11 protein-coding genes are annotated in these 11,108 nt (G+C 41.1%); 8 read left to right on the forward strand and 3 right to left on the reverse strand.

Going from position 1 to position 11,108, the window contains the following annotated elements:
* Nucleotides 1-108 precede the first annotated feature (108 nt).
* From EAH57_RS02565 to EAH57_RS02585, 5 genes are all read left to right on the forward strand, one after another.
* On the forward strand, nucleotides 109-1,314 hold the full coding sequence (locus EAH57_RS02565) for an acetyl-CoA C-acetyltransferase (protein WP_121928701.1): 1,206 nt from the start codon (nucleotides 109-111) through the stop codon (nucleotides 1,312-1,314).
* A gap of 277 nt (nucleotides 1,315-1,591) precedes the next feature.
* Nucleotides 1,592-3,727, forward strand: a complete 2,136-nt coding sequence (locus tag EAH57_RS02570; RefSeq protein ID WP_121928702.1) for a 3-hydroxyacyl-CoA dehydrogenase NAD-binding domain-containing protein — start codon at nucleotides 1,592-1,594, stop codon at nucleotides 3,725-3,727.
* Between the two features lie 165 nt (nucleotides 3,728-3,892).
* Complete coding sequence (locus EAH57_RS02575; RefSeq protein ID WP_004669488.1) at nucleotides 3,893-4,153, forward strand: hypothetical protein; 261 nt, start codon at nucleotides 3,893-3,895, stop codon at nucleotides 4,151-4,153.
* Nucleotides 4,154-4,219: 66 nt separating this feature from the next.
* Nucleotides 4,220-5,074, forward strand: a complete 855-nt coding sequence (locus tag EAH57_RS02580) for a patatin-like phospholipase family protein (protein ID WP_121928703.1) — start codon at nucleotides 4,220-4,222, stop codon at nucleotides 5,072-5,074.
* A gap of 224 nt (nucleotides 5,075-5,298) precedes the next feature.
* A complete protein-coding gene (locus EAH57_RS02585) occupies nucleotides 5,299-5,529 on the forward strand; it encodes a hypothetical protein (RefSeq protein ID WP_121928704.1) in 231 nt (76 codons plus the stop codon).
* A 60-nt stretch (nucleotides 5,530-5,589) separates the two neighbouring features.
* Here the strand turns inward: EAH57_RS02585 and EAH57_RS02590 are convergent, their stop codons facing one another.
* Nucleotides 5,590-6,018, reverse strand: a complete 429-nt coding sequence (locus EAH57_RS02590) for a GNAT family N-acetyltransferase (RefSeq protein WP_121928772.1) — start codon at nucleotides 6,016-6,018, stop codon at nucleotides 5,590-5,592.
* A gap of 17 nt (nucleotides 6,019-6,035) precedes the next feature.
* Entirely contained in the window at nucleotides 6,036-7,247 is a 1,212-nt protein-coding gene (locus tag EAH57_RS02595; protein ID WP_121928705.1) for a class I SAM-dependent methyltransferase, read from the reverse strand.
* Between the two features lie 100 nt (nucleotides 7,248-7,347).
* Between EAH57_RS02595 and trhA the strand changes: the two genes are divergently transcribed.
* The 3 genes from trhA (at nucleotide 7,348) to lpxO (ending at nucleotide 10,515) form a co-directional block, all read left to right on the forward strand.
* Entirely contained in the window at nucleotides 7,348-7,989 is a 642-nt protein-coding gene (gene trhA, locus EAH57_RS02600; RefSeq protein ID WP_005195361.1) for a PAQR family membrane homeostasis protein TrhA, read from the forward strand.
* 120 nt (nucleotides 7,990-8,109) lie between these two features.
* The gene (locus EAH57_RS02605; protein ID WP_121928706.1) at nucleotides 8,110-9,420 is read left to right on the forward strand and encodes an MFS transporter; all 1,311 of its coding nucleotides are present in this window, start codon (nucleotides 8,110-8,112) and stop codon (nucleotides 9,418-9,420) included.
* 189 nt (nucleotides 9,421-9,609) lie between these two features.
* On the forward strand, nucleotides 9,610-10,515 hold the full coding sequence (lpxO, locus tag EAH57_RS02610; RefSeq protein ID WP_121928707.1) for a lipid A hydroxylase LpxO: 906 nt from the start codon (nucleotides 9,610-9,612) through the stop codon (nucleotides 10,513-10,515).
* Between the two features lie 63 nt (nucleotides 10,516-10,578).
* Here lpxO and EAH57_RS02615 read toward each other — a convergent pair whose 3' ends face one another.
* Nucleotides 10,579-11,007: a hypothetical protein gene (locus EAH57_RS02615; protein WP_121928708.1), complete on the reverse strand. Its 429-nt coding sequence runs from the start codon at nucleotides 11,005-11,007 to the stop codon at nucleotides 10,579-10,581.
* Nucleotides 11,008-11,108 lie beyond the last annotated feature (101 nt).

The raw sequence follows: 11,108 nt of genomic DNA on the forward strand, positions 1-11,108 counted from the left end.
TAAATTGGCGAAAAACATCAGATTTGCCAATGTTTATCATCATTGCACTGACATTTAAATTGAGTACACTCAATACACAACAATTTTAAGGTGACACAAGGAAAAGCTATGAGCGAGGCCTATATTATTGATGCCATTCGCACACCACGCGGAAAAGGAAAAAAAGACGGCTCACTGCATGAAGTCAAACCTATTACTTTACTCACAACATTACTCAATGAATTACAACAACGTCATCAACTCGACACCTCAAAAGTCGATGATATCGTTTTAGGTTGTGTAACCCCTGTTGCTGACCAAGGCGGTGATATTGCCAAAACCGCAGCGATTGCAGCAGGTTGGAATGATGATGTTGCAGGTGTCCAAATCAACCGTTTCTGTGCGTCTGGTTTAGAAGCTGTAAATATGGCAGCACAAAAAGTACGTTCAGGTTGGGAAGATATTGTGGTTGCTGGTGGCGTTGAGTCAATGTCACGCATTCCAATGGGTTCAGATGGTGGTCCTTGGGCACTTGATCCTGAAACCAACTTAAAATCATCTTTTGTTCCTCAAGGTGTTGGCGCTGACCTAATCGCAACGCTTGATGGTTATAGCCGTGAAGACGTTGATGCTTTTGCTGTAGCTTCACAACAAAAAGCGGCAGCGGCACAAGCCCATGGATATTTTGATAAATCTGTAGTCCCTATCAAAGATCATTCAGGCGTAATGATTTTAGACAAAGACGAGTTCATTCGAGGCAACACCACCGTTGAAGGTTTGGCAAAACTGAATGCCAGCTTTGAAATGATGGGACAAATGGGTTTCGATGCCGTTGCACTACAGAAATATCCAGAAGCGCAAAAAATTAACCATGTGCATCACGCAGGTAACTCATCAGGTATCGTGGATGGTGCAGCAGTTGTATTGCTTGCTTCTGAAAAAGCAGTCAAAGAACAAGGTTTAAAACCTCGTGCCAAAGTACTTGCAACCGCATTGGTGGGTACAGATCCAACCATTATGCTGACTGGTCCTGCACCTGCTGCACGTAAAGCATTAGCCAAAGCTGGTTTAACCATTGATGACATTGACTTGTTTGAAGTAAATGAAGCTTTTGCCGCAGTGGTTATGCGTTTTATCACTGAACTTAAAGTTCCTGCTGAGAAAGTCAACGTCAATGGTGGTGCAATCGCAATGGGACATCCATTGGGTGCAACTGGTGCAATGATCTTAGGCACTTTACTTGATGAATTAGAGCGCCAAGGCAAAAAACGGGGTCTGGCAACTTTATGTGTTGGTGGTGGTATGGGCATCGCTACCATTATTGAGTTGGTGTAAATCACTCAAAACCTCCCTGAAATATGAGACTCGGAAACGTCATTCGCAACCTGCATAGTATCTACAATATATTGTTTCTGCGATAAATTGTATAAATGAAAGAATTGAACAGGTTTTGCGAATGACAATGGTTTTGCCTACTTTTGACGAAACAAAAGTAGGTCGAACTGAAGGTTTATCCTAAAATTAGATAAGAGCTTAACAAGACGCTGCGATGCTTATATTTACTTATGCAGGTCACTTACGATTAAGCTCATAAAATATTGGACGATGATGTATGAGCGCTATTAAATACGAAAAAAACGCTGACAATATTGTAATTCTTACCCTTGATTCATCTGGTCAATCTGCCAATACCATGAATGCAGAGTTCCGTGATTCATTGAATGAAGTGAGTCAAAAACTCAAAGCTGAAACTGATCTCAAAGGTGTGATTTTCCGCTCCGCCAAGAAAACCTTCTTTGCTGGCGGCGATCTTGATGAACTGATTCAGGTTCAACCTGAACATGCCACTGAATTTTTCAACATGATTGAAAAGCTCAAAGGCGACTTACGCAGCATTGAAACGTTAGGTGTGCCTGTCGTTGCTGCTTTAAACGGCACTGCCCTCGGTGGTGGTTGGGAGATTGCTTTAGGCTGTCACTATCGTATTGCCATCAATGATCCGAAAACCAAGTTCGGTTTACCTGAAGTGACCTTAGGCTTACTTCCGGGTGGTGGTGGTATTGTCCGTATGGTACGCCTGCTTGGCTTACAAAATGCCTTTCCATTCCTCATGGAAGGGAAACAGTTTGGTGTAGATAAAGCAAAATCTCTCGGTTTAATACATGACACGGCTGAGAATGAACAAGAGCTGTTAGATAAGGCTATTGCTTGGGTTAAAGCTAATCCAAAGTCTCAACAACCCTTTGATGTGAAAGGCTACAAAATTCCTGGTGGTGATCCAAAGACTCCAGCTGTTGCTCAAGTACTTGCGATTGCGCCAGCCATGCTACGCGATAAAACCAAAGGCTGCTACCCTGCGCCTGAAGCCATCATGGCCGCGGCAGTTGAAGGGGCACAAGTCGATGTTGATACCGCTTTACGCATCGAGTCTCGCTATTTTGCTCAATTAACAATCGGAAATGTTGCCAAGAATATGATTGGTACATTTTGGCATGGTCTAAATGCGATTAAGTCAGGCGCAAGTCGTCCTGCCGATGTCGCAAAATGGAAAGCGAGCAAAGTCGGTGTACTTGGTGCAGGTATGATGGGTGCAGGTATTGCCTATTCAACCGCGATCAAAGGCACGCCTGTCGTACTCAAAGACGTATCAGTCGAAAATGCAGAAAAAGGCAAAGCTTATTCGCAAAAACTGTTGGATAAACGCGTTTCACAAGGTCGTATGACTGCGGAAAAACGTGATCAGGTTTTAGCATTGATTACCGCAACAGCTGATGCAGCAGACCTACAAGGCTGTGATTTGATTATTGAAGCAGTGTTTGAGAATCAAGCACTCAAAGCCAAAGTCACCCAAGAAGCTGAACAGTATTTGGCAGAAGGTGGTATTTTTGCATCAAATACCTCGACATTACCTATCACGGGTTTAGCGCAAGCTAGCAAAGATGACAAAGCATTTATTGGCTTACACTTCTTTAGCCCAGTCGACAAAATGCAATTGGTTGAAATTATCAAAGGCAAAAACACATCTGCTGAGACTTTAGCGAAAGCCTATGACTTCGTTCAACAAATTGGCAAAATTCCAATTGTAGTGAATGATAGTCGTGGCTTCTTTACCAGTCGTGTGTTTGGTACGTTTATTCAAGAAGGTATGCGCTTACTGGCTGAAGGTGTACACCCTGCCAAAATTGAAATGGCGGCACTGAAAGCAGGTATGCCCGTTGGTCCACTCGCCATTCAGGATGAAGTGTCACTCACTTTGACTGAACACATTACCAATGAAACTCGTAAAGCACTGCAAGCCGAAGGCAAAGATCTACCAAAAACACCTGTGGATGATGTGGTACACGGCATGGTTCACGAGTTAGACCGTAAAGGTAAAGCTGCGGGTGCGGGTTTCTATGAATATCCTGAAAATGGCAAAAAACACCTATGGGATGGACTCAGCCGTTGGAGCAAAGACAATGACATTTCTGAACAAGAAATGATTGATCGCTTCTTGTTTGTTCAAGCACTTGATACTTTGCGTTGTTATGAAGAAGGCGTTTTGGAATCTGTGATTGATGCCAATGTCGGCTCGATTTTTGGAATTGGTTTTGCGCCGTGGACTGGCGGCGCGATTCAATTCTTGAATCAGAATGGTATTGAAAAATCATTGCAACGTGCTGAACAATTAGCTGCTCAATATGGTGAACGTTTCAATCCACCACAATTGTTGAAAGACAAAGCACAAAAGAAAGAAATCATCCAATAATTGATTTCTTTCTAATAAGTTAAAGCCCATATCGCTCAGTATGATAGATATGGGCTTTTTTACTACTCGACAAAATCACTGCAAAACTTCTGCCTAATACATCACAAAATATGCTATAAATTATCCTAATTCTGCCTTATTTTTTGTCCTTTGGAAATTTGTCTTATGTCTGAGAAATTGTGCCCAGAAACTTCACCTTGGGGGTGGAAAGCGCTGATTATCACGATCATTCTAAGCTTTGTTTTTATGGTTATTTTTTACTTAGCGATTACCAACGAACCTGACTATATGCCAAGTCACAAACAAACCAGTAGCCAACAACATGCATTGAAAACAGCACCTGCAATGTCTCCAGAAGCATTAGAAGCGGCTAAAAAAAATGCGGCAGCAACAGTTGCCCCTGAATCAGAGCATCATCAGCACTAAAGTGCTATTGTCGAACATGATAAATCCGTGTTAAACAGGGATTTATCATGTTATTCGAGATTTTCAATGCTTCAACAAAATCGTCAGGCACTCGTCGTTGAAGGTGGTGGAATGCGTGGTGCATTTACCAGCGGTGTCTTAGATGCATTTTTACAGCAACAATTTAATCCTTTCGATCTGTGTATTGGTGTTTCCTCAGGCTCAACCAATGTTGCCAACTATCTTGCAGCCCAACACGGTCGCACATTGGAAATTTGTTTAGATCATTCCCTTCGTTCTGAATTCATTCATTACGGTCGCTTTTTCAAAGGCGGTGACTTACTCGATTTAAAATGGATGTGGGATGTAGTAGAAAAAGAGCATCCACTAAATCAAAGCCATCTATTTTCCAATCATCCAGAATTTTATATGGTGCTGACCCATGCCATTTCAGGTGAAGCAACCTATATCAGAGCTTCTAGAGACAATATTCTTGATGGGTTAAGAGCATCTAGTTCTATTCCTGTGCTGACACGTCAGGCCGTTGAGGTCTTTGGTGAACCTTACTTTGACGGTGGTGTTGCAGATGCATTGCCTGTGCATTGGGCAGCCAAACAAGATCATGTTTCCAAACTGATGGTATTACGAACACGCCCTAAAAATTATTATAAAGCCAGCAGTAAAGGCGATCAGTTTTTGGCTAAATATTTATTTAAACAACAACGTGGTTTTGCTCAAAGTCTACTAGCAAGAACCCAACGTTATAATGATGCAGTCAATTTCGTACGTTCTTCATCGGAACAAAAAATCCTAGAAATCTGCCCACCTGATTTAAAAAACATGGCAAGTCGACTTTCCAAAAATAAAGCAAAGATTCGCTATAGTTATGACGTCGGCATCGAAACAGGTCTAAAAGCCATTGAAGACTGGCATTCTCTCTAGACCCGATAATCTTCCGACTTTTTAAGCTAAACAAAAGAAACGATTAGATCGCTTCCACAATTAATCACACCCTCTTTGTGTTTCTTCTATCGGGAGGAACACAAACAATCGTGCAAAAAGTCTATTTAGTGTTGCACAACAAAACATAAACCTCTGCAAGTCACTCCTTTGTCAACCGATATAAAAAAGGCGCAAAATCGCATTTTTTATTTTTGGAATTTATTATGAGCAATCAACCATCCCCACAAAAAGATTCAAATGAAACGGTATTGGGGTGGAAGTTTGTCATCATTGTTGGGGTATTAAGCACGATCTTTTTAAGCTTGTTCTATTTGGCGATGACCCAAGAGCCTGACTATATGCCCGGCGCTCAACGTAAAATTCAACAAGAAAATGAGCTAAACCATACCCCTTCCGCCGCATCAGAAGTCGCGGAACAACATCAACATCCTTAATACCCATTCAAACCTAAACCAAGCAATCAAATGAGTGATGAGTTCATATGATGACTCAACTTATTTGATGATTGGCATCACCATTTCAATATGCGGAATACCACATTCGTCATATTCATCGCCTTGTGTCACAAAACCCAGTTTTTCATAAAATGAAATGGCATGGACTTGTGAGGAGAGTTGTAGAAATGGACGATTCTGCTTTTGTGCATAATCTATAATGTCCAACATAATCAACTGGCCAATCCCTTGTCCACGATACTCTTTAATGACAGCAACACGCCCAACACTATGATTCTGCAATAATCGAGCAGTCGCAATCGCTCGATCTTGGTCATAAACCACAAAATGTTGTGGCACTGGATCTTGATCATCCCATTCATCTTGTTCAGGAATATCCTGTTCCTGAATAAACACCAATTCTCGAATGAATTTAGCATCTTGCTGTAGCTGCAATTGATTCCATTGCCCATTTTCGACGTTAAACATATCTTTCTCAGTTTGTATTAACATTTACAACCCAAGTTCTCGATTGGCATTTGATCTTGCAACAACAATTCCAAACTTTGCTTTTCAATGCCATACATGGTTTTCAAGGCTTGAATTTGTTGCATAATTTTAGGGTCAGGTTGTTGAATATCTTTACGTTTGGTCGCCAAAATCATTTTATTTTTACTGGTATGTTCTAAAGACACAAACTCAAATACTTTAGTTTCATAACCATACGCTTTAAGCAACAAAGCTCGTAAAGTATCTGTGAGCATTTCCGCCTGTTGCCCTGCATGTATTCCAAACTGCAACATCGGTTGCAACACTTCTGGACTCCTGAGTTGTGGTCTTAATTCTTTATGACAGCACGGTGCGCACATGATCATCGAAGCATTGAGACGAATCCCTGTATGAATGGCAAAATCCGTAGCCACATCACAGGCATGTAGTGCGATCATGACATCTAATTTGTCAGGAGAATAACTGCGAACATCCCCCTCGAAGAAATCAAGGTAATTAAATCCTACGTCATCAGCCACTTTCTGACAAAACTCAACTAAATTTGAGCGTAACTCAACACCTGTGATCAATGGTGTCTTGCCCTGTGCTTGTAAATAATCATACAAGGCAAACGTTAAATAGCCTTTGCCTGAACCAAAATCAACGATCTTCAATGCTTGTTGTGAGGCATCAATGTGCTCATAGGCATTGGAAAAGATCTCGATAAACTTATTAATCTGTTTCCATTTACGCGCCATGCTTGGAATAATTTGACCATTGGCATCGGTAATACCTAAATGCGTTAAGAACGGACTTTGCTGTTGAATATAACGTTGCTTTTCACGATTGTGCTGTTGTTCAGTTAAACCTGTTGCCTGTTTTTTCTGTGCATTTAACATAGCTTTCTTTTTATTTTTCTTGAGTTGAATCTCTTGTGTTGCGCTAAATAAATTCGCCTGCTTAGAATGAGCTAATAATGCTGCAATTCTCTCTACACCTTCGTCCATTGTATAGTTCTTGGTGATGTCTTGCGTCTTATGGTGATATAAACAAGACAAAACTGCCTGCCCTTGTAGCTCAATAATCCGAAACGTCATTTTCTCTAAATCTGCCAATTCACCTTTATATTGACTGAGAATCAGGCGATCAAAACTTCTATTTTCAATAGCTTGCTGTACTTCTAGAAAAAACTGCTGTTCTTGTTCAAAAGAAAAAATCGGCGCAAACATAATGAAAACCTAACAAATAGAAACTAAATTTTAAAGCGTCTTACTTTAAAAGGGAAATTGCATTACGATACAGTCGTATTTTTATGCAAAGCATATTGCCATGAACATGAACTCACTATTGGATTATGATCCAAAAGAAGAACGACTAAACGCTTATAGTCATGCTATTGGCGCAATATTCGCTTTAATTGCCTCAATTTTTCTCATTATCAAAGGTTACTATCTTCCTTTAGCTCAATGGATGAGTTTATGGATCTATGGTTTTAGTCTGGTGCTATTACTCCTTAGCTCAACGCTCTACCACTTCGCCCAAGATGAAAACAAACGATATTGGTATAAAAAACTAGATCATACCGCGATTTATTATCTCATCGCAGGGACATACACCCCATTTTTAAGTATCGCGATTCCAACGGCAAAAGCACATTACCTACTCATTGCACTTTGGGTCATCGCAATGATCGGAACACTGTTTAAATTAGTGTTCATTCACCGTTTCCAAAAGCTTTCACTGGCAGCGTATTTGGTCATGGGTTGGCTCGCTGTTCTACTGATGGATGATATGCAACTCTATCTCTCTCGAGAGGCGCTACAGCTATTAATCGCAGGTGGGCTGGCTTATACAGTCGGTACATTGTTTTATGCCTTAAAAAAGGTAAGATATAGCCACGCAATTTGGCATGTTTTTGTGCTGCTAGGAGCAGGGTTACATTTTTTAGCGATCTACTGTTATGTCCTATGATGAGCACCAATAAATACGCGCTCCATAACATCAGGTTTCCTGAGTAAACTCCGCATTAAAAAAGGAATATCCAAACAATACATCTATCTATGTCTTGGATAATGAGAATTAAGGTCTTGTATGTCGTCAAACTCTACGGCTGCCACCCCTGAAGTGGCAAGCAATTCAAAAGTACGCGTATTATTTGCCAGTCTGGTTGGTACTACGATTGAGTTTTTTGACTTTTATATCTACGCTACAGCCGCAGTACTGGTTTTCCCCCATCTCTTTTTCCCTGAAAGTAGTGATGGCGCAGCCGTATTACAATCGCTTGCAACTTTCGCACTTGCCTTTATTGCCCGCCCGATTGGTGCTGCAGTTTTTGGACATTTGGGCGATCGAATCGGACGTAAGGCAACTTTGGTTGCTGCCTTGCTCACCATGGGGATTTCAACCGTCTGCATCGGCTTACTGCCCACCTATGTACAAATTGGTATTGCAGCACCACTACTGCTCGCCTTATGTCGTTTAGGACAAGGTTTGGGCTTAGGTGGTGAGTGGAGTGGTGCGGTTTTACTCGCCACTGAAAATGCGCCTGAAGGAAAACGTGCTTGGTATGGGATGTTCCCTCAATTAGGTGCACCGATCGGCTTTATCCTTGCAACAGGTTCATTTCTATTACTGAATGCATTCATGTCGGAACAGGCTTTTATGCAATGGGGCTGGCGTATTCCATTCATCGCGAGTGCTGTTCTGGTACTGGTGGGTTTATATATTCGTTTAAAACTACATGAAACCCCTGCTTTCCAGAAAGTATTAGATAAGCAAAAAGAAGTGAATGTACCCTTCAAAGAAGTGATGACCAAACACTTCAAAATGTTGGTACTCGGTACAGTTGCTGCGATTTGTACTTTTGTGGTGTTCTACCTGACAACGGTATTCGCGCTGAACTGGGGAACCACCAAACTAGGTTATGCACGTGGAGATTTTCTTCAGCTGCAACTGGTTGCCACCTTATGTTTTGCTGCATTTATTCCGATTGCAGCCATTCTCGCAGAGAAATTTGGTCGTAGAAAAACCTCCATCGCAGTCTGCATACTTTCTGCATTATTTGGATTGTGTTTTGCGCCGCTACTCGATTCAGGTAATCCAATACTGGTATTTTTATTCTTATGTATTGGTCTTTCGATTATGGGGCTCACATACGGTCCAATCGGTACGATTTTATCTGAACTTTTCCCAACTTCAGTCCGCTACACTGGCTCAGCACTGACCTTTAACTTGGCTGGCATTTTCGGTGCTTCATTTGCACCTTATATTGCAACCAAACTGGCTGAAAGTTATGGACTCGGTGCTGTTGGTTTATATCTCAGCTTAGCTTCAATTTTATCTCTAATCGCATTTTTATTGATGCGTGAGACTAAAAATGACGATGTTAATAACCAAGTTTAATCACGTCTTTCATTGAGAATACACCTCCCTTACACAAGGGAGGTTGTAAATAAATATATAAAAAACTACCGAATTGGCATCCATTCAGCGCATGGCGCGGCAATAGATAAAATTGATTTTATCGCAACATTCTACATAATATTTTTTATGCTAAAATAGCCGCCTCCCATTTTTCAGATGATTGCACTTATGTACGCAGTGATTATCGTTGCCGTATTTTTAGTCAGTTTTTTATATACATTTTATCGTGGCAAAGAGCGATTAAAGGCATCTCGACAATTATTCGACCATTCGACTTTCTTAGCTCCTATCAATATGTTTATGTCAGGGTTTTCTAAGCTACCAAACCAGCCATTTTTTGATGTGGCGCAATTCCCTGAACTCAAACCGCTACAAGATAATTGGCAAGTGATTCGGGAAGAAGCGATTCAACTCCAAAATCAAATCAAAGCATCTGAAAAAAATAATGATGCAGGTTTTAACACTTTCTTTAAACGTGGCTGGAAGCGTTTTTATTTGAAATGGTATCGGGATAGCCACCCTTCAGCACAACAACTCTGCCCAAAAACTGTGGCGTTACTGGAAAGCATCCCATCAGTCAAAGCCGCCATGTTTACCGAACTTCCATCTGGAAGCTATTTGGGTAAACACCGTGATCCTTATGCCGGTTCAGTTCGTTATCACTTGGGTTTAGTGACGCCCAATAGCGATGATTGCTTTATCGAAGTCGATCAGGAGCGCTATAGCTGGAGAGATGGCGAAGCCACTGTATTTGATGAAACCTATGTACATTGGGCACATAATAAAACCGATCAAACTCGGATCATCTTATTCTGTGATATTGAACGTCCAATGAAATGGGGTTGGGCGCAAAGATTTAATCACTGGTTTGGTCGTAATATTATGTCGGCAGCAAGCTCACCAAATGATGATCAAGATAAGACTGGTTTTATTAACCGTATTTTCAAATATGGTTATGCCGTTCACCACTATGGTCGTGGCTTAAAACAACGCAATCGCCCACTGTACTATGCTTTAAAATGGTTAATGTTTGCAATCATTATTGGTTTGATTTTATTACCAAGCCTTTTATAAAAACTTGTATTAAAATAAAAAAGAGATGCCTTAGCATCTCTTTTTTATTGAAAAAATGATCAATTAATTTGTTTTCGCTGTTTGAGTGCTTGCTGTCTGCGCTGCTTGCACACTCGCAGTTTGTGTAGCTGCTGCATTTGCAGCTTGTACCGCTGCTTCACCAATTAAAGCAATCTTGGCTTTTTCTTGGCTCTTTTCAGAGAGTGCAGGATTTGATGCCACGATGCGGTTGATATTGGCAGAATTTGCTGGTGCAATCGCAGCGGTTTGCAACACAATTGGACGATTACCTGTATCGCCTAAAGTATAGCGAATGCCCGTACGTGGACTAATCACCGTTGTGACATCATGCTTAACCTGTGCTTGAGCAGAAGTCTCTCCTTTTGCAGCCTGCACTTTATCCACTGTCGTAGTTTGTGGAACATCTGCCGCAAGCGCAAAACCTGATGTCGCCGCACTTGCTAAAATTAAAAGTTGTAATGCTTTTTTCATTGTCTTCCCGCTTCTAATATCAATTCAACGAAGAACTGTAAGTCTGCTAATAAAACTACAAAGCTTGATTCCACTCAAGTAGTTTATCGTAAAAAAAGCAG

It is taken from the genome of Acinetobacter sp. 2JN-4 (assembly GCF_003687745.1).
In the GTDB taxonomy this organism is placed as follows: domain Bacteria; phylum Pseudomonadota; class Gammaproteobacteria; order Pseudomonadales; family Moraxellaceae; genus Acinetobacter; species Acinetobacter halotolerans.

Excerpts from the sequence above, each read along its gene's own strand:
- trhA (WP_005195361.1), top strand. The coding sequence starts at position 7,348 with ATGAACATGAACTCACTATTGGATTATGATCCAAAAGAAGAACGACTA.
- EAH57_RS02590 (WP_121928772.1), bottom strand. The coding sequence starts at position 6,018 with ATGTTTAACGTCGAAAATGGGCAATGGAATCAATTGCAGCTACAGCAA.
- EAH57_RS02565 (WP_121928701.1), top strand. The coding sequence starts at position 109 with ATGAGCGAGGCCTATATTATTGATGCCATTCGCACACCACGCGGAAAA.
- EAH57_RS02595 (WP_121928705.1), bottom strand. The coding sequence starts at position 7,247 with ATGTTTGCGCCGATTTTTTCTTTTGAACAAGAACAGCAGTTTTTTCTA.
- EAH57_RS02575 (WP_004669488.1), top strand. The coding sequence starts at position 3,893 with ATGTCTGAGAAATTGTGCCCAGAAACTTCACCTTGGGGGTGGAAAGCG.
- EAH57_RS02570 (WP_121928702.1), top strand. The coding sequence starts at position 1,592 with ATGAGCGCTATTAAATACGAAAAAAACGCTGACAATATTGTAATTCTT.
- lpxO (WP_121928707.1), top strand. The coding sequence starts at position 9,610 with ATGTACGCAGTGATTATCGTTGCCGTATTTTTAGTCAGTTTTTTATAT.
- EAH57_RS02615 (WP_121928708.1), bottom strand. The coding sequence starts at position 11,007 with ATGAAAAAAGCATTACAACTTTTAATTTTAGCAAGTGCGGCGACATCA.
- EAH57_RS02605 (WP_121928706.1), top strand. The coding sequence starts at position 8,110 with ATGTCGTCAAACTCTACGGCTGCCACCCCTGAAGTGGCAAGCAATTCA.
- EAH57_RS02580 (WP_121928703.1), top strand. The coding sequence starts at position 4,220 with ATGCTTCAACAAAATCGTCAGGCACTCGTCGTTGAAGGTGGTGGAATG.
- EAH57_RS02585 (WP_121928704.1), top strand. The coding sequence starts at position 5,299 with ATGAGCAATCAACCATCCCCACAAAAAGATTCAAATGAAACGGTATTG.